Origin of the sequence: Streptomyces aurantiaciflavus, assembly GCF_049808595.1 — a bacterium.
GTDB lineage: Bacteria > Actinomycetota > Actinomycetes > Streptomycetales > Streptomycetaceae > Streptomyces.
Window position 1 is genome coordinate 1 of sequence record NZ_JBNCAQ010000067.1, and the last position, 16,830, is coordinate 16,830.

At 70.3% G+C, this 16,830-nt stretch carries 17 protein-coding genes; 11 read left to right on the top strand and 6 right to left on the bottom strand.

The window, feature by feature from the left end:
- Together ACPT94_RS41610 and ACPT94_RS41615 are read right to left on the bottom strand one after the other, a co-directional pair.
- The coding region (locus ACPT94_RS41610; protein ID WP_425247229.1) for an IS630 family transposase at positions 1-1,076 on the bottom strand (1,076 nt) is incomplete at its 3' end.
- A 72-nt stretch (positions 1,077-1,148) separates the two neighbouring features.
- Positions 1,149-1,502, bottom strand: coding sequence for a VOC family protein (locus tag ACPT94_RS41615; protein ID WP_360335708.1), 354 nt, complete (start codon positions 1,500-1,502; stop codon positions 1,149-1,151).
- Between the two features lie 132 nt (positions 1,503-1,634).
- On the opposite strand from ACPT94_RS41615, the gene ACPT94_RS41620 reads away from it, so the two are divergent.
- Positions 1,635-1,790 carry a hypothetical protein gene (locus ACPT94_RS41620; RefSeq protein ID WP_425248119.1) on the top strand — a complete coding sequence of 52 codons (156 nt, stop codon included), beginning with the start codon at positions 1,635-1,637 and terminating at the stop codon, positions 1,788-1,790.
- A 33-nt stretch (positions 1,791-1,823) separates the two neighbouring features.
- Here ACPT94_RS41620 and ACPT94_RS41625 read toward each other — a convergent pair whose 3' ends face one another.
- Genes ACPT94_RS41625 through ACPT94_RS41640 form a run of 4 tightly spaced genes read right to left on the bottom strand, consistent with a single transcriptional unit; the run spans position 1,824 to position 6,008 of the window.
- The gene (locus tag ACPT94_RS41625) at positions 1,824-2,858 is read right to left on the bottom strand and encodes a LacI family DNA-binding transcriptional regulator (RefSeq protein ID WP_360335706.1); all 1,035 of its coding nucleotides are present in this window, start codon (positions 2,856-2,858) and stop codon (positions 1,824-1,826) included.
- On the bottom strand, positions 2,855-3,760 hold the full coding sequence (locus tag ACPT94_RS41630) for a carbohydrate ABC transporter permease (protein WP_360335704.1): 906 nt from the start codon (positions 3,758-3,760) through the stop codon (positions 2,855-2,857). The genes ACPT94_RS41625 and ACPT94_RS41630 overlap by 4 nt, the downstream gene beginning before the upstream one ends.
- On the bottom strand, positions 3,757-4,683 hold the full coding sequence (locus ACPT94_RS41635; protein ID WP_360335702.1) for a carbohydrate ABC transporter permease: 927 nt from the start codon (positions 4,681-4,683) through the stop codon (positions 3,757-3,759). The genes ACPT94_RS41630 and ACPT94_RS41635 overlap by 4 nt, the downstream gene beginning before the upstream one ends.
- The gene (locus ACPT94_RS41640) at positions 4,680-6,008 is read right to left on the bottom strand and encodes an ABC transporter substrate-binding protein (RefSeq protein WP_360335700.1); all 1,329 of its coding nucleotides are present in this window, start codon (positions 6,006-6,008) and stop codon (positions 4,680-4,682) included. Before ACPT94_RS41640 ends, ACPT94_RS41635 begins: the two co-directional genes overlap by 4 nt.
- A gap of 182 nt (positions 6,009-6,190) precedes the next feature.
- Here ACPT94_RS41640 and ACPT94_RS41645 point away from each other — a divergent pair, with 182 nt between their 5' ends.
- The 10 genes from ACPT94_RS41645 to ACPT94_RS41690 all read left to right on the top strand — a co-directional run bounded on the left by ACPT94_RS41645 (position 6,191) and on the right by ACPT94_RS41690 (position 16,666).
- The gene (locus ACPT94_RS41645; RefSeq protein WP_360335698.1) at positions 6,191-8,212 is read left to right on the top strand and encodes a beta-galactosidase; all 2,022 of its coding nucleotides are present in this window, start codon (positions 6,191-6,193) and stop codon (positions 8,210-8,212) included.
- 103 nt (positions 8,213-8,315) lie between these two features.
- Positions 8,316-9,884: a glycoside hydrolase family 53 protein gene (locus ACPT94_RS41650; RefSeq protein ID WP_360335696.1), complete on the top strand. Its 1,569-nt coding sequence runs from the start codon at positions 8,316-8,318 to the stop codon at positions 9,882-9,884.
- 225 nt (positions 9,885-10,109) lie between these two features.
- Positions 10,110-10,397 carry an ArsR family transcriptional regulator gene (locus tag ACPT94_RS41655; RefSeq protein WP_360335694.1) on the top strand — a complete coding sequence of 96 codons (288 nt, stop codon included), beginning with the start codon at positions 10,110-10,112 and terminating at the stop codon, positions 10,395-10,397.
- Between the two features lie 111 nt (positions 10,398-10,508).
- Positions 10,509-11,471 (top strand): SMP-30/gluconolactonase/LRE family protein, encoded by a 963-nt coding sequence (locus ACPT94_RS41660; protein ID WP_360335692.1) that lies wholly within the window; start codon positions 10,509-10,511, stop codon positions 11,469-11,471.
- A gap of 74 nt (positions 11,472-11,545) precedes the next feature.
- Positions 11,546-12,061, top strand: a complete 516-nt coding sequence (gene crcB / locus ACPT94_RS41665; RefSeq protein WP_425248120.1) for a fluoride efflux transporter CrcB — start codon at positions 11,546-11,548, stop codon at positions 12,059-12,061.
- Positions 12,058-12,453, top strand: a complete 396-nt coding sequence (locus ACPT94_RS41670; protein ID WP_425248121.1) for a fluoride efflux transporter FluC — start codon at positions 12,058-12,060, stop codon at positions 12,451-12,453. The genes crcB and ACPT94_RS41670 overlap by 4 nt, the downstream gene beginning before the upstream one ends.
- A gap of 43 nt (positions 12,454-12,496) precedes the next feature.
- A complete protein-coding gene (locus tag ACPT94_RS41675; RefSeq protein ID WP_360335686.1) occupies positions 12,497-13,333 on the top strand; it encodes an undecaprenyl-diphosphate phosphatase in 837 nt (278 codons plus the stop codon).
- Between the two features lie 158 nt (positions 13,334-13,491).
- Positions 13,492-14,169 carry a FadR/GntR family transcriptional regulator gene (locus ACPT94_RS41680; RefSeq protein ID WP_425248123.1) on the top strand — a complete coding sequence of 226 codons (678 nt, stop codon included), beginning with the start codon at positions 13,492-13,494 and terminating at the stop codon, positions 14,167-14,169.
- A complete protein-coding gene (locus ACPT94_RS41685; protein WP_360335684.1) occupies positions 14,166-15,605 on the top strand; it encodes an amino acid permease in 1,440 nt (479 codons plus the stop codon). Before ACPT94_RS41680 ends, ACPT94_RS41685 begins: the two co-directional genes overlap by 4 nt.
- A 44-nt stretch (positions 15,606-15,649) precedes the next feature.
- Positions 15,650-16,666 carry an asparaginase gene (locus ACPT94_RS41690; protein WP_425248122.1) on the top strand — a complete coding sequence of 339 codons (1,017 nt, stop codon included), beginning with the start codon at positions 15,650-15,652 and terminating at the stop codon, positions 16,664-16,666.
- Positions 16,667-16,830 lie beyond the last annotated feature (164 nt).

Here is a 16,830-nt window from a genome sequence, read left to right on the forward strand (position 1 = left end):
GGAATTCTGTTCAGATAACTGGCGAGGCGTTCGAGGATTTCGTCCGCGGTCTTCGTCCAGACGTAGGGCTTGGGATCGGTGTTCCACATGGCGATCCAGCTGCGGATGTCCTTCTCCAGCGCGTGGACGGTCTTGTGGACGCCTCGTCGTATCTGCTTGTTGGTCAGCTCCGCGAACCACCGCTCGACCAGGTTCAGCCATGACGAGCCGGTGGGTGTGAAGTGCAGGTGGAAGCGGGGGTGGGCCAGGAGCCAGGTCTTGATGGCCGGGGTCTTGTGGGTGGCGTAGTTGTCCAGCACGAGGTGCACGTCCAGGCCCTGCGGTATCTCTCGGTCCAGCTTGATGAGGAACTTCTTGAACTCCTCGGCCCGGTGCCGGCGGTGGAGGGAGCCGATGACTTTCCCCGTGGCCACCTCCAGGGCCGCGAACAGCGTCGTGGTTCCCGCCCGCACGTAGTCGTGAGTGACCCGTTGGGGAACACCCGGCATCATCGGCAGCACCGGCTGGGAGCGGTCCAGTGCCTGGATCTGCGACTTCTCGTCCACGCAGAACACCAGGGCCCGCTCGGGCGGGTCCAGATACAGGCCGACGACGTCGTGGACCTTGTCGACGAAGTACGGGTCGGTCGACAGCTTGAACGTCTCCGAGCGGTGTGGCTGCAGGCCGAAGGCTCGCCAGATCCGCGAGACGGTCGACTGCGACATGCCCAACTCCTTGGCCATCGCCCTCGTCGACCAGTGCGTGGCGTTCTTCGGCGTGCTCTCCAGCGTTTTGGTGACCACCGCGGCGACCTGTTCGTCGGTCACCGTCCTGGGCCCGCCCGAGCGCGGCATGTCGCCCAGGCCCGCGATCCGGTGCTCGACGAACCGCGCCCGCCACCTGCCCACCGCATGCGGTGTCGAGCCGAGTTGCGCTGCCACGTCCTTGTTGGACGCGCCGGTAGAGCAGGCCAGGATGATCCGGCAGCGCAGAGCCCACGCCTGCGGCGTGGAACGGCGCCGCACCCATCCCTCCAGCGCAGCCCGTTCCTCATCCGACAGGATCAACTCGGCCTTCGGCCGCCCAGTACGCGCCACCCCACAACCCTACACATCTGAACAGAATTCCTGACTCAGGAGACTAGTGCGGGTGCAAGAAAACGACGGAGCTCAGGAAGCCGCCGGGTTCTGGAGCAGCCCCACCAGGTTGCCGTCCGCGTCCTTCACATAGGCGATCAGCCTGCCGCCGCCGACGTCCTGCACGTCCTGCAGCACCTCCGCCCCGGCTTCCAGCAGGGCCGCCAGCCGCGCCCGGATGTCGTCGACGTGCCAGTACGGCACCGGCCCGGTCATGCCCTTGGCGTGCCCGTTCGGGTCGAGCCCCACGTCCTGACCGGCGGCCTTGAAGCCGACGTAGTAGGGCTCGTCCGCGTACGGCTCGACCCCCAGCAACGCGCTGAACAGGGCCTTCGCCCGGTCGATGTCCTTGACGGGGTAGATGATCGTCTGCAGTCCGGTGGTCATGGCGTCCTCCTCGGTGAGATGTCGCTCGGTGGTTCTCACGCTAGGCCGGGGGAGACGCGGACCGCTTCTTCGATCCTGACCGGTTGCCGATCGCACGCCGGCAGTGCGGGCACGCGGCCAGGTCCTGCGCGCATGCCGACCGGTCTCGCCGAGGCCGGGTGCGCCGCGGGCGCGGTGACGCGCGAGCGCGCCGCCGGCTGGATCGCCGGTCAGCGCGCTCGCGTGTCGAAGGACAGGTTGTGCATGGCCGTACCGATGTTCGTGGCGTCCGCCACGAGCCGGTGCTGAGCCGTCGGCTCGTCTCGCACCGCTCCTGAACCGTCAGGTCGACTCGCGCCGCACCAGCTCCGTGGGCAGGATCACCGCCGCCGGGTCCTCGCCGCCGATCTGGGCCAGCAGCACCCGGACCATCTCGTTGCTGATGCGGTCGTAGGGCTGGCGGATGGTGGTGAGGGCGGGGGTGGACTCCGTCGCCGCGCTGGAGTCGTCGAAGCCGCCCACGGACACGTCCTCGGGGACCCGGCGGCCCGCCCGGCGCAGCGCCGTCAGGGCGCCCTGTGCCATCAGGTCGGAGGCGACGAACACGGCGTCCATGTCCGGGGCCAGGGCCAGCAGCCGCTCGGCGCCCGCCTCGCCGCTGGCCCGGCTGTAGTCGCCGGAGACGATGAGCCGCTCGTCGATCTCGACGCCCGCCTCGGTGAGGACCTCCTTGTAACCGGCGAGGCGGTCGACACCGCCCGGGGAGTCCAGCGGACCGGTCACGACACCGATGCGGCGGCGGCCCAGCGACAGCAGGTGACGCACCATGTCACGGGCTCCGTCCCGGTCGTCCGCGGCCACATAGCTCACCTTGGAGCCGAGTCCCATGGGCTTGCCGCACTGGACCAGGGGCACCCCGGCCTTGCGCAGTTCCTCGGCGACCGGGTCGGCGGAGTGGCTGGACACCAGGAGCACACCGTCGACGTGGCCCGCCGTGATGTACCGCGTTATCCGGCGCCGCTCGTCCTCGGTGCCGGCCAGCATCAGCAGCAGCGGGATGTCGTGCGCGGCCAGGGCCTGGGTGCAGCACCGCAACAGGACGTTGAAGTTGGGGTCCTCGAAGAGCTTCTCCTGCGGTTCGGTCAACAGAAAGCCGATCGAGTCCGAACGTCCGGTGATCAGCGAGCGGGCGTGCCGGTTCACGACGTAACCCGTCTTGCGGATCGCCGCGTTGACCGCCTCCTGGGCGGAGGGGCTGACGTAGTGGCCACCGTTGAGCACACGCGAGACGGTGCCGCGGGAGACCCCCGCCTCGCGCGCGACGTCGTGGATCGTCGGCGGTCTCCGCCTGCTCCCCGCACCATTGCTCATGGTCATGACTTTACGGCTCCGGACAGCAGATCCAGGCTCCAGAACCGCTGAACGACCAGGAACAGCGCCACCAGCGGGATCACCGCGAGGAACGCGCCGGTGATCACCAGCGTGTACAGCGCCGGGGTGTTGGCGCCCTGCTCCAGCAGTGTGTAGAGACCGAGCGTGATCGGGAACTTCTCGTCGTCGCTGAGCATGATGTACGGCAGCAGGAAGTTGTTCCACACGGCCACGAACTGGAACAGGAACACGGTCACCAGTCCGGGGATCATCATCGGCAGCGCGATCCGGGTGAAGATCCGCCACTCGCTCGCCCCGTCCATCCGGCCCGCCTCCACCACGTCACCGGGGACGGCCGCGGCCGCGTAGATGCGCGCGAGGTAGACGCCGTACGGGGAGAGGATCTGCGGCAGCAGCACCGACCAGTAGGTGTCCGTGAGGTCCGCCTGCGCCAGCAGCAGGTACTGCGGTACGGCGAGGATGATCGGCGGCATCAGCACGCCCGCGAGCAGGACGTTGAAGATCGTCTCGCGGCCGCGGAAGCGGTACGTCGCCAGCGCGTAACCGCTGAGCGCGGACACGCACGTCGACAGCAGGGCGCCGAGACCGGCGTACAGCGCGGAGTTGCCCATCCACTTCCAGTAGACGCCGTCGCGGTAGGCGTTGAGGTCGCCGATGTTGTCGGCGAAGCCGGTGCCCGGAAGGAAGGTGAACGTGGAGAACAGCTCGCGGCCGGACTTGGTGGACGCGATCACCACCCACGCCACCGGCAGCAGGCAGTAGAGCGCGCCCAGCAGCAGGGTGATCGTCGGGACGAGGGCGATCCGGCCGCGCAGCGGCGGTCGGTTCCGGGCGGTACCGGTGGCGCCGGCCGCCGCGGGGACCTTCTGAACGGCAAGAGAACTCATCCGGCTGCCTCCTGCTTGTTGCGACGGTTCGCGGCCCGCAGGAACCCGAAGGACAGCAGCAGCGTGGCGAGCGCGATGATCACGGCCTGGGCGGCCGCCGCGTAGACGTCACCCGTGCCGAACGCGTCCCGGTACACCTTCATCAGCGGACTCCAGGTCGTGGACACGGAGTTGGTGAGCGGCTTCAGGGTGGTCGGCTCGTTGAACACCTGGAGCGTGGCGATGATCGAGAAGAAGAAGGTCAGCACCAGCGAGGGCGCCACCATCGGGATCTTGATCCTCAGGGCGATCTGCAGCGGAGTGGCCCCGTCCAGCTTGGCCGCCTCGTACACCTCGGCCGGGATGGCCTGCAGCGAGGTGTAGATGACGATCATGTTGAAGCCGGTGCCGCCCCAGATCGCGATGTTCGACAGGGCGAGGTAGAGCGGACCGCCGTCCAGCAGGTCCGGCTGCGGCAGTCCCAGCTTCTCGAGCACGAAGTAGAAGGGGCTGACGTCGGGCAGGTACAGGAAGCCCCACAGCAGCGCCGCCACGACACCCGGGATGGCGTACGGCAGGAAGATCGCGAGCCGGGTGAACGGGGCGAGCCGTACCTTCTCGGAGTCGAGCATCAGCGCGAACAGCAGCGCGAGGCCCAGCATCACCGGGACGACGATGCAGCCGTAGCCCAGCACGCGCAGCGCGCCGTTCAGCAGCTCGCTGTCGGTGAAGGCGGCGGTGTAGTTCTCCAGGCCGGCCCAGACCTCCTTACGGGCGCCGGCGCCCAGGCCGAGCCCGGAGACCTTCACCTTGTGGAAGCTGAGCCAGACCGCGTAGCCGATGGGCAGCGCGAAGAACAGGGCGAAGAGGATCGTGGCGGGGAGGAGGAAGCCGTACGGGGCCCCCTTGACCCCGTACGACGTCCGGCGTGCGGCGGTTTTCACTCGGAGACCTCGAAGCCCTGCTTCTTCATGTCGGCGACCGTGTCCGCCTGCATCTTGTCGAGGGCGGCGGTGAAGTCCGACTTGTTCTTCGCGGCGGCGCCGAAGGCGTCCTTGAAGGTCGTGTAGGCGACGTTCACGTTCGGGCCCCAGGCCGAGGGGGCCGTGGTCTTCGCGATGGCGGCGGCCTTGGTGTAGAAGTCCGGCTGGTTCGAGAAGTAGGCCGGCGGCGAGGTGAAGGCGCCGCTGAGCTGGGCGGAGGAGGAGGCCGGGTAGATGCCGCCCTCCTTGGCCAGCGCGTTGAGGGCGTCGCCGTCGGTGTTCAGCCAGGCGGCGAACTTGGCGGCGGCCTCCTTGTGCTTGGAGTCCGTGGTGACGGCGGTGGAGGAGCCGCCCCAGCTGCCGGTGACGTTGTCGCTCTGCGACCACTGGGGGAGCGGGGCCATGGCCCACTTGCCCGTGGTGTCCGGTGCGGCGGTGTTGAGGGTGCCCGGGGCCCACACGGCGGAGACCCAGGCGATCTGCTTGCCGGTGTTGAGCGCCTTGTTCCAGGAGGGCGTGTACATCGGCTGGTTGTCGATGGCGCCCTCCTTGACGAGGCCGCCCCAGAACTCGGCGACCTTCTTGGTGGCCGCGTCGTTGATGCCGACCTGCCACTTGTCGCCGGAGGTCGTCCACCACTTGGCGCCGGCCTGCTGGGCGAGGCCCGCGAAGAGACCGGAGTCGTTGGCGGAGAAGGTGGTCAGGTCCAGGTCGGGGGCCTTCTTCTTCAGCGCGCGGGCGGTCTCGGCGAACTGCTCCCAGGTCGTCGGCACCGTCAGGCCGTACTTCTTGAAGAGGTCCTCGCGGTAGTAGAACATCATCGGGCCGATGTCCTGCGGCACCGCGTAGACCGCGTCCGTGCCCAGCGTGGTCTGCTGCCAGACACCGTCGGCGAACTTGCTCTTCGCGTCGCCGACGTCCTTCGCTATGTCCGCCAGCGCGTCGTTGCTGACCAGCGTCGGCAGTGCCTGGTACTCGGCCTGCACCAGGTCCGGGGCCTTGCCCGCCTTGTGCGCGGTGAGGATCTTGGTGACCAGCGTGTCGCCGGACGCCTGCTTCTTCGCGGTGACCGTGATCTGGTCCTTCTTCCCCGGCCCCTTGTTCCACAGGTCCACGACCTTGTCCATGCCGGGCGTCCAGGTCCAGTACGTGAGCGAGACCGGCCCCGACTGGGCCTCGCTGTCCCCGTCGGACGAGCCGCAAGCGGCGAGGGCGGTGCTGCCGAGCGTGACGGCGACGGCGGTAGCGGTGACCTTGGAGAGCCGACGGCGCTTCGCGTTGGGCATGGATTTCTCCCCTGACCTGGGTTCTCGCCTGCTGCGAGAACCTGCCATGCTTCTGTGAGCGTTCACAGTAGAGAAACATCCCGGACACTTGTCAATGGTTGTTGCTGTGCGGTTATGTTGGGCTCGCACCGCCGATCGCGTGTGTGCACGTTCCCATAGATCGACCCAACGGGAGACATCACATGCCGGAGACCACCCCCAGGGGCCTCACCAGGCTCGCCTTCGGTGGGGACTACAACCCCGAGCAGTGGCCGGAAAGCGTCTGGCACGAGGACGTCCGGCTGATGCGGGAGGCCGGCGTCACCATGGTGAGTGTCGGGATCTTCTCCTGGGCCCTCCTGGAGCCCGCGCCGGGGGTGTACGACTTCGGCTGGCTCGACCGGATCATCGACCTGCTGCACGAGAACGGCATCCGCGTCGACCTCGGCACCCCCACCGTGTGCCCGCCCGTCTGGTTCTACCGCGAGCACCCCGAGGCGCTGCCCGTCACCCCCGACGGCGTGCGCTACGAGTTCGGCTCCCGCGCCGCGATCTGCCACAGCAACGCCGACTACCGCGCGGCGGCGGCGCACATCACCACCAGGCTCGCCGAGCGCTACGGCGACCACCCCGCCCTCGCGATGTGGCATGTGCACAACGAGTACGGCGTCCCCGTCTCCGCCTGCTACTGCGACTCCTGCGCCGCCCACTTCCGCCGCTGGCTGGAGACGACGTACGGCACCGTCGACGCCGTCAACGAGGCCTGGGGCACCGCCTTCTGGGGCCAGCGCTACGCGAGCTTCGAGGACATCAACCCGCCGCGCACCTCCCCGACCGTCGGCAACCCCGGCCAGGCGCTGGACTACAAGCGGTTCGCCGACGCCACCATGCGCGAGAACTTCGTGACGGAACGGGACATCCTGCACCGCCTCTCGCCCGGCGTCCCGGTGACCACCAACTTCATGACGGCCCTCAGTCAGTGCGACTCCGTCGACTACTGGGCCTGGGGCCGCGAGGTCGACCTCGTCACCAACGACCACTACCTGATCACCGACGGCCGCCGCACCCACGTCAACCTCGCGATGGCCGCCGACCTCACCCGCTCTGTCGCGGGCGGCGCCCCCTGGGTCCTCCTGGAGCACTCGACCTCGGGCATCAACTGGCAGCCCCGCAACCCGGCCAAGGCCCCCGGCCAGATGGCCCGCAACTCCCTCGGGCACGTGGCGCGCGGCTCCGAGGGCGCCATGTTCTTCCAGTGGCGGCAGTCGAGGCGCGGCGCCGAGAAGTTCCACTCGGCGATGGTTCCGCACGGCGGCACCGACACGCGCGTGTGGCGCGAGGTCGTCGAACTCGGCGCCGCCCTCGACTCCCTCAGCACCGTCCGGGGCACCCGCACCGAGGCCGACGTGGCCGTCCTGTGGGACTGGCACTCCTGGTGGGCGCAGAACCTCGCCTGGCGCCCCAGCGAGGACCACGACCCGCGCGAGCGCGCCGACGCCTTCTACGAGGCCCTCTACGACCGCCACCTCACCGTCGACTTCGCCCACCCCGAGGCCGACCTCTCCAGGTACCCCCTGGTCGTGGTCCCCGCCCTGTACCTGATGACGGAGGCGGCGGGGAGCAACCTCAAGGAGTACGTGGAGAACGGCGGCACCCTCGTCGTGTCGTTCTTCTCCGGCATCGTCGACGAGCACGACGCCGTCCACGAGGGCGCCTACCCGGGCGCGCTGCGCGAGGTCCTCGGCCTGACCGTCGAGGAGTTCTCCCCGCTGCTCCCGGGCGAGAGCGTCCGCATCACCGGCCCGGACGGGTCCGAGCTCGGCGGGGACGTGTGGACCGAGTTCGTGGTCCCGCGCGGTGCCGACACCGTCTGGACGTACGCCGACGGCCTCACCGCCGGCCACCCCGCCGTCACCCGGCACCGCCTCGGCGAGGGCACCGCCTGGTACGTCTCCACCCGCCTCGGTCACGAGGGCCTGGACGCCCTGCTCGGCTGGGCCGCCGAGGACGCGCGACTGGCCCCGCGCGCCGACCTGCCGCGTGACGTCGAGGTCGTACGCCGCAGCGGGGACACGGGCAGCTACCTGTTCGCGATCAACCACACCGCCGCCGACGCCAAGGTGCCGCTGGACACGCCCGGCACCGAGCTGCTGACGGGCGAACGCGCCGCCGGCCGCCTCGCGGTCCCGGCGGGAGCCGTCCGGGTCGTCCGACTCGACGGCTGAGCCGACTCCCCCTCCGCCCGTGGAGCCGCGAGCCGCGGGCGGAGGGGGCCCCTCACCCGAGGGAACCCCCACCCCCATCACGTCGAAGGGACGACGGACGACGATGTTCCATCCCAGACGCACCCTGAGAGCCCTGCTGCTCCCGCTCACCGCGGGGCTCGCCCTCACCGCCCTGCCCGCGCAGACCGCCCAGGCCGCCTCCACACTCACCAACGGCGGCTTCGAGAGCGACGGCACCGGCACCGCCACCCCGGCCGGCTGGTCGACGTACTCGGCGGCCGGGCAGAACTCCGCCTCCTTCACCGAGGCCGGTGGCCACGGCGGCAGTTACCGCCTGACCCACTGGTCGTCCGCCGCCTACAAGGTCGAGACGTACCAGTACCTCTCCGGGCTGACCAACGGGAACTACAAGCTCACCGCCTGGGTGCGCTCCGGCGGCGGCCAGAACTCCGCGTACATCGCCCTGAAGAACTGCGGCAGCGCCGAGCAGCGCACCGACATCCCGGTCTCCTCCAGCGGCTGGATCCGGATCGTCACCTCCGTCGCGGTGACGAACAACCAGTGCACCATCAGCATCAACTCCGACGCCAACGCCGGGAACTGGATCAACGTCGACGACCTGACCTTCACCTCGGGCTCGACGGGCCTGCCCGTCAAGGGCTCCGACGTCTCCTCCCTCATCAAGAGCGAGGCCAAGGGCGGCGTCTACAGGAACAGCTCCGGCACCACCGGCGACGCGCTCGCCATCCTCAAGAACGCCGGGCAGAACTACGCGCGGCTGAAGGTCTGGGTGAACCCCGCCGACGGCTACAACAACAAGACGCGCGTGCTGGCCGCTGCCAAGCGCATCAAGGCGCAGGGCATGAAGCTGCTCGTCGACTTCCACTACTCGGACATATGGGCCGACCCGGGCGCGCAGACCGTGCCGTCCCCCTGGAGCGGGCACTCCTACAGCCAGCTGAAGACGGACGTCTACAACCACACCTACGACGTCCTCAACGCCCTCAAGGCACAGGGCACCACCGCGGACATGGTGCAGGTGGGCAACGAGATCAACGGCGGCATGCTGTGGCCGGCGGGCTCCACCTCCAACTGGTCGCAGCTCGCCGGACTGCTCAACTCCGGCTATGACGCGGTCAAGGCGGTCAACTCCGGCACGACCGTGGCGCTGCACCTCGCCAAGGGCGGTGACCTGTCCGGCACCCGCTGGTGGTTCGACAACGCGGTCTCCAACGGCGTGAAGTTCGACGCCATCGGCCTGTCGTACTACGGCTACTGGCACGGCACGCTCGCCGAGTTCCAGACCACCCTCGACGACGCGGCCGCCCGCTACTCCAAGCCGGTCTTCGTCGCCGAGACGGCGTACCCCTTCCGGCTGGACAGCGAGGACGCGCACGAGAACATCATCGACCTCCCGAGCGAGCTGGTGTCCGGCTACCCGGCCACGGTCGCCGGCCAGACGCGGTGGATGAAGGACGTGGCGAGCATCGTCGAGGCCGTCCCGAACGGCCGGGGTCTCGGCGTCTTCTACTGGGAGTCCACCTGGACCGCCGTCACCGGCAACGGCTGGGACCCGACCGACGCCTCCTCCGGCAACGGCTGGGAGAACCAGGCCCTGTTCGGTTACGACGACAGGGCGCTGTCCTCGATGGCGTGGTTCAGCCACCGCTGACCTCGTCACTCCTCGACCCGTGTCCCGTGACCGAGGGCCCGGCCGCTTCCCCGCGGCCGGGCCCGTTCCCCTACTTCCGACGGCCCGGGACCAACTCCCCAGTGGCGCAAGGGTGTTCGATCCCGGCCAAGGGTGACCGAGTCCGGGACAGGGTGGCCTCCCCTGCGGAACAGTGGGAAGACGCGGGACGAGGAAGCCCCGACGAACGGGACGGAGGGGGCGGCGATGCTGAGGACTCCTGTGAGCGAGCGGCGACTGGCCATCCTGGAGTGGCTGAAGGAGCCGGCCCGGCACTTCCCGCCGCAGCGGCACGGCGACCCCGTGGAGGACGGCGTCACCGCTGACGCCGTCGCGGCGAAGCTGGGCGTGTCCCGACGGGTGGCGGACACCCACCTCACCCTGCTCGCCGACCTCGGTCTGCTGCGCGCCAGGCGGATCCGCCGTCGTACCCACTACCGGCGCGACGAGATGCGCATCGCCGAGGTGGCCCGCATGTTTGAGAAGGGGTGGTAGGGGACAGAGGGTTGCTTTCCGGAAATCTGTGGCAAAGAGCCACGGGTACGACACATCGGCGACATGCCCGACTGAAACGATGGCTGCCTCCGACAGAAAGGGCAGCCCTTCATGGACCGTCGCACGGCTCTTGTCCCCCTCCGGTACGTCACGCTCCCCGACCACGGCCCCGAAGACGTCGTCGCCGATCCCCGCGGACGTGTCCTGACCGGGGTGTCGGACGGGCGGATCCTGCGCATCGACGGCCTGGACGACCCGCCGACGGCCCGCGTCGAGCGGATCGGCGAGATCGGCGGACGCCCGCTCGGCCTCGAACTCCTCCCGGACGGCGACCTGTTGGTCTGCGACGCCGACGGAGGGCTGCTGCGGATGGACCCCGAGGACGGCCGCGTGCACGTCCTGGCCGAGTCGGCGGCGGGGGAGCGGCTGCGGTTCTGCAGCAATGTCGTCGCCCTGGACGACGGGACCGTCTACTTCACCGTCTCCAGCCGGGTCCACCCCTTACGCGACTGGATCGGCGACCTCGTCGAGCACACCGGCACCGGACGCCTGCTGCGGCTCGCCCCCGGCGACCGCGAACCCGAAGTCCTCCTGGAAGGACTGCAGTTCGCCAACGGCCTCGCACCGAGCGCCGACGGCTCCTTCCTGATCGTCGCCGAGACCGGCGCCCGCCGCCTCACCCGCTACCGGCTGACCGGCGACCGGGCCGGACAGGCCGAGCCCTTCGTCGAGAACCTGCCGGGCTACCCGGACAACCTCTGGCGCGGCGCCCCCGACGGCCCCGTCTGGGTCGCGCTCGCCGGACCCCGCGTCCCCCCGCTCGACCTCCTCCACCGCGCCGCCCCCGGCGTCCGCCGCCGCGCCGCCCGCCTCGCCCTGCGCGCACCCTTCCGCCCCTCCGCCAGGACCGCGGTCCTCGCGGTCGACGACCAGGGCGGGATCGTCCATCACCTCACCCGCCGCCGTTCCGGCTTCCGCATGGTCACCAGCGTCTGCGAGGCACGCGGCCGGCTGGTCCTCGGCAGCCTGTGGGAGCGCGGCATCGCGGTCTGCGAGGCACCCGAGAGCAAATGAGCGGCGAGTACCCTGTCGGTCGGCCGTGACGCACTGAACAGCGGGTCACGGAGTCCAGGCAGGAGACGTACGACATGACAGCGCCGGGGGCCGGGAGGCGGCCCGGTGACGCGGGACAGCTCCCCGTCGTCGCCGCGGTCGCCCTCGGCGGCGGCCTCGGCGCCGCCGCCCGCTACGCGGTCTCCCTGAGGTGGCCCGCGCAGCCCGGCGGATTCCCCTGGACGACGCTCTGGGTCAACGTCGCCGGCTGCGCGGTCATCGGGCTGTTCATGGTGCTGATCACCGAGGCGCCGACCACCCACCGCCTCGTCCGCCCCTTCTTCGGCACCGGCGTCCTCGGCGGCTTCACCACCTTCTCGACGTACGCCGTCGACGTGCGCCGGCTGGTCGACAGCGGTCACGGGCGCGCCGCCCTGGCCTACCTGGCCGCCACCCCGCTCGCGGCGCTCACCGCGGTGTGGCTCGCGGCGACGGCGACCCGCCGTGCCCTGAACCGGCCGGGGCCCGCCGTCCTGAGCACCCCGGCCCCGGACGATCTCGTCGAGGACATGTCCGGCGTATCGGACGCGAAGGGTAAGAAGTCGTCGTGAACCGGGTGGCGGTCGTCGTCGGCGGCATGATCGGCGCCCTGCTGCGCCATCTCACCGACCGTGCGGTGCAGGCGCGGCACGACTCCGTCCGCCTCTGGGGCACCTTCGTCGTCGACGTCGTCGGCCGCCTCGTCCTCGGCGTGCTGACCGGAGCCGCCTGGGCCGACCCCGACCTGCGATTGTTCCTCGGGACCGGCCTCTGCGGCGCCCTGACGACGTACTCGACGTTCTCGTACGAGACCCTCCGGCCGGCCGAGACCGGCGCGGGGCCGTACGCCCTCGCCAACGCCGTCGGGAGCGTGGCGGCGGGGCTCGTGGCGGCGTTCGCGGGAGTCGCCGTCGGCGGGGCCGTGCGGCCGTGGATGAACCGGATCCGTACCCGCGCCTGGTAGGACTGTGCAGCGCACCGTCGACCCACCCGCAGAACTGGATCCCATGAGCGCCATCTCCGTCGGCCAAGCTGTCGTCCTCGGAGCCGTCGAGGGAGTGACCGAGTTCCTCCCCGTCTCCTCCACCGGCCATCTGAAGATCACCGAGGGCCTGATGCACATCCCGGTCGACGACGACGCGGTCGTGGGGTTCTCGGCCGTCATCCAGGTCGGGGCGATCGCCGCGGTGCTGGTGTACTTCCGCAAGGACATCGCGCGGATCGTCTCCGCCTGGTTCCGCGGGCTCAGGGACAAGGAGGAGCGCCACCACCACGACTACAAGTTCGCCTGGTGGGTGATCTGCGCGACGATCCCGATCGTCGCCGTCGGCCTCGCCGCCAAGTCGCTCATCGAGGGCCCGCTGGCCTCCCTCTGGGTGGTCGCGGGCTCGCTGATCGCCGGCAGCGGCGTGATGTGGGCGGCGGACCGGGTCGGCCGCCACAAGCGGGGAGAGGACGACACCTCGTTCAAGGACGCGATGCTGGTCGGCAGCTCCCAGATCCTCGCGCTGCTCTTCCCCGGCTTCTCCCGCTCCGGCGCCACCATGTCCACCGCGCTCATGCTCGACCTGGACCGCGTCGCCGCCACCCGCCTGTCCTTCTTCCTCGGCATCCCCGCCCTGACCGGCGCCGGCCTCTACGAGCTGAAGGACGCGCTCGGCACGGGCGCGGGCGCGGCCCCCCTGGCCGTCGGCACGGTCGTGTCCTTCGTGGTCGCCTACGCCTCCATCGCCTGGCTGCTGAAGTTCGTCGCCAAGCACACCTTCAACGCCTTCGTGATCTACCGGATCGTCGTCGGCCTGCTGCTGTTCGGGCTGCTCGGCGCCGGCGTCCTCCCCAGCTGATCCCCGGGACCGGGCGGGAAGTCCGCTTTCAGGCCTCCCGCCCGCTGCATTTTTCCTTTCAGCTCCCTTGACACCACCGGCACGTCACCCGGAACATCTCTCCCGTGAACCTGTCAGACAGCCAGACAGGTGGTCGCGCACCCCGTCGCGTCAGCGCGATGGAAGCGGTGCTCGCCCACCTCCGCGGTGCCATCGAGCGCGGCGAGTACGCCATCGGCGACAAGCTCCCCTCCGAGGCGGAGCTCTGCCGCACCCTCGAGGTCTCCCGGCCCGTCCTGCGCGAGGCCCTGCGCGCCCTGCAGACCATGGGCCTGACGGTCGCCAAGACCGGCAAGGGCACCTTCGTGGTCGCGAACGCCGTCGAGGACCCCACCTTCGGCGACTACGCGGCCAGCGACCTGCTGGAAGTGCGCCGGCACGTCGAGATCCCGGTCGCCGGGTACGCGGCCCTGCGCCGCACCCCGGAGAACCTGGACCACCTGGCCCACCTCCTGGACCGGATGGAGCGGGAGACGGACACCACCGCGTGGGTCGCGATGGACACCCTGTTCCACCTGGCCGTCGCCGAGGCCGCCCAGAACCCGGTCTTCCGCCGGGTCATCGAGGAGATCCGTGACGCACTGGCGCGTCAGTCGGCCTTCCTCAACGAGCTGGGCGGCCGCCGCGAGCAGTCCAACCGTGAGCACCGGGCCATCGTCGAGGCGCTGATCGACGGTTCCGAACACGACGCCGTCGAGGCCATGAGCCACCACCTCGACCGCGTCGAGACGACCCTCACCGACATCGTGCGCTCCCCGCGCACGGACACTCCCCTGGAAGGCGGAACCGAGGCGTGAGCGAACAGCACCTCAAAGACGAGACGCGCCCCTCGTCCCGTCACGTCGACGCCGGAGACGCGGGCTACAGCAAGTCCCTGAAGTCCCGGCACGTCAACATGATCGCCATCGGCGGGGCCATCGGCACCGGCCTCTTCCTCGGCGCCGGCGGCCGCCTCGCCGACGCCGGCCCCTCCCTCTTCATCGCCTACGCCGTCTGCGGAATCTTCGCCTTCCTCGTCGTGCGCGCCCTCGGCGAACTCGTCCTGTACCGCCCGTCCTCCGGCGCCTTCGTGTCGTACGCCCGGGAGTTCCTCGGCGAGAAGGGCGCGTACACCGCGGGCTGGATGTACTTCCTGAACTGGGCCACCACCGGCATCGCCGACATCACCGCGGTGGCCACCTACACCCACTACTGGGGCATGTTCTCCGACATACCCCAGTGGGTGATCGCGCTCATCGCCCTGGCGGTGGTCCTCACCGTGAACCTGATCTCGGTGAAGATCTTCGGCGAACTGGAGTTCTGGTTCGCCATCGTCAAGGTCGGCGCGCTCGTGGTCTTCATGTGCATCGGCATCTTCCTGCTGGTCACCCAGCACGAGGTCGACGGCACCACCCCCGGCCCGTCCCTGATCACCGACAACGGCGGCGTCTTCCCCAACGGCCTGCTGCCCATGCTGCTGATCGTCCAGGGCGTCGTCTTCGCCTACGCCTCCGTCGAACTGGTCGGCGTCGCCGCCGGTGAGACCGAGAACCCCGAGAAGATCATGCCCAAGGCGATCAACTCGATCATGTGGCGCGTGGGCCTGTTCTACGTCGGCTCGGTCGTGCTGCTGTCGATGCTGCTGCCGTGGTCGTCGTACAAGGCGGGGGAGAGCCCCTTCGTCACCGTGCTCTCCAACATCGGCGTCCCGGCGGCCGGCGGCATCATGAACCTCGTCGTCCTCACCGCGGCCATGTCGTCCCTCAACTCCGGCCTGTACTCCACCGGCCGCATCCTGCGCTCCATGGCCGTCAACGGCTCCGCCCCCCAGTTCACCGCGAGGATGAGCCGCAGCCAGGTGCCGTACGGCGGCATTCTGCTCACCAGCGGTATCTGTGTCCTCGGCGTGGGCCTCAACTTCGTCGTCCCCGCCGACGCCTTCGAGATCGTCCTGAACTTCGCGGCGATCGGCATCCTCTCCACCTGGGGCATGATCATGCTCTGTCACCTGCTCTTCTGGCAGAAGACCCAGAAGGGCGAGCTCACCCGGCCCGGCTACCGACTGCCGGGCTCCCCCTGGACCGAAATCGTGACGCTGGCCTTCCTCGCCTCCGTCCTGGTCCTCATGTACGCCGACGGCGGCGCCGGACGCACCACCGTGCTGTGCCTGCCGCTGATCGTCGGAGCGCTCGTAGCGGGCTGGTACGCCATCCGTGGCCGGCTCGCGCGCACCTCGGCCAAGGCCGACGCGTGAACCCGGCGCCGGCCCACGACAACCCACCAGTGATCCAGGCAGTGATGTACAGCAGTTCCCTCGCCGACGCCCCCGCGATCCGCGAACCCCTCCACGCACCCGTCGCCCACCTCGTCCGCGGCGGGGTGATCGAGGGCATCCACTACGGCTCCGTCGTCGTCCTCGGCACGGGCGGCGAGGTCGACTTCCAGCTCGGTGACATCGAGGTCGCCTTCTACCCGCGCTCGGCGCTCAAGCCCGTCCAGGCCGTCGCCATGGTGCGGGCCGGGCTCCCGCTCGACGGCGAACTCCTCTCGCTCGCCGCCGCCAGCCACTCCGGCGAGGAACGCCACCTCGCGGGGACCCGGCGGATCCTCGAGCTGGCCGGCGTCACCGAGGACGACCTGCGCAACGTGCCGGACATGCCGTTCGACCCGGTGGTCCGCGACGCGTGGGTCCGGGAGGGCCGCATGCCCTCCCGCCTGGCGCAGAACTGCTCCGGCAAGCACGCGGCGATGCTGTACACCTGCAAGCTCAACGGCTGGTCCCTCGACGGCTACCTCGACCCGGAGCACCCGCTCCAGCAGGCGATCGCCGAGATCGTCGAGGACCTCACCGGGCAGCGGATCGCAGGGGTCACCGTCGACGGGTGCGGCGCCCCGCTCTTCTCCGTCTCCCTGCACGGCCTCGCCCGGGCCGCCGCCCGCGTCACCACCGCCGCGCCCGGCACGCCCGAGGCGCGGGTGGCGGACGCCCTGCGCGACCACGCCGAGATGGCCTCCGGCTCCGGCCGGGACGTCGCCGCCCTGATGCGGGCCGTGCCCGGACTGCTCGCCAAGGACGGCTTCGAGGGCGTCGAGGTCGCCGCGCTTCCCGACGGCCGCGCCGTCGCCGTGAAGATCGCCGACGGCGCCAACAGGGCCCGCGTCCCGGTCACCGCCGCCGCCCTCGTCCGCGCCGGCGTCGACCCCGCCCTGCTCACCGAGTTCGCGGGCGAGCCCCTCCTCGGCGGCGGCGAACCGGTCGGCTCCGTCCGCCCGGTCCGCGCCCTGGACCCGGTCACGGTACGGGCCTGCGCCTGACGGCTCCGGTGACCACCGAGTGTGCGCGGTGGTCACCGGCGTGAACCGCCGGTCCGGTCACCACCGGACCGGTGACCCGAACGGCTCGGGCGGGCGTCATCCCGTCCCCCCCCCGGCCGGCCACCCCCCCCCCCCCACCGCGGCCCCGCCCCCCCCCCCCCGCC

Excerpts from the sequence above, each read along its gene's own strand:
- ACPT94_RS41615 (WP_360335708.1), bottom strand. The coding sequence starts at position 1,502 with ATGACCACCGGACTGCAGACGATCATCTACCCCGTCAAGGACATCGAC.
- ACPT94_RS41625 (WP_360335706.1), bottom strand. The coding sequence starts at position 2,858 with ATGACCATGAGCAATGGTGCGGGGAGCAGGCGGAGACCGCCGACGATC.
- ACPT94_RS41645 (WP_360335698.1), top strand. The coding sequence starts at position 6,191 with ATGCCGGAGACCACCCCCAGGGGCCTCACCAGGCTCGCCTTCGGTGGG.
- ACPT94_RS41620 (WP_425248119.1), top strand. The coding sequence starts at position 1,635 with ATGCCGACCGGTCTCGCCGAGGCCGGGTGCGCCGCGGGCGCGGTGACG.
- ACPT94_RS41660 (WP_360335692.1), top strand. The coding sequence starts at position 10,509 with ATGGACCGTCGCACGGCTCTTGTCCCCCTCCGGTACGTCACGCTCCCC.
- ACPT94_RS41650 (WP_360335696.1), top strand. The coding sequence starts at position 8,316 with ATGTTCCATCCCAGACGCACCCTGAGAGCCCTGCTGCTCCCGCTCACC.
- crcB (WP_425248120.1), top strand. The coding sequence starts at position 11,546 with ATGACAGCGCCGGGGGCCGGGAGGCGGCCCGGTGACGCGGGACAGCTC.
- ACPT94_RS41675 (WP_360335686.1), top strand. The coding sequence starts at position 12,497 with ATGAGCGCCATCTCCGTCGGCCAAGCTGTCGTCCTCGGAGCCGTCGAG.
- ACPT94_RS41630 (WP_360335704.1), bottom strand. The coding sequence starts at position 3,760 with ATGAGTTCTCTTGCCGTTCAGAAGGTCCCCGCGGCGGCCGGCGCCACC.
- ACPT94_RS41690 (WP_425248122.1), top strand. The coding sequence starts at position 15,650 with ATGTACAGCAGTTCCCTCGCCGACGCCCCCGCGATCCGCGAACCCCTC.
- ACPT94_RS41640 (WP_360335700.1), bottom strand. The coding sequence starts at position 6,008 with ATGCCCAACGCGAAGCGCCGTCGGCTCTCCAAGGTCACCGCTACCGCC.
- ACPT94_RS41655 (WP_360335694.1), top strand. The coding sequence starts at position 10,110 with ATGCTGAGGACTCCTGTGAGCGAGCGGCGACTGGCCATCCTGGAGTGG.
- ACPT94_RS41680 (WP_425248123.1), top strand. The coding sequence starts at position 13,492 with ATGGAAGCGGTGCTCGCCCACCTCCGCGGTGCCATCGAGCGCGGCGAG.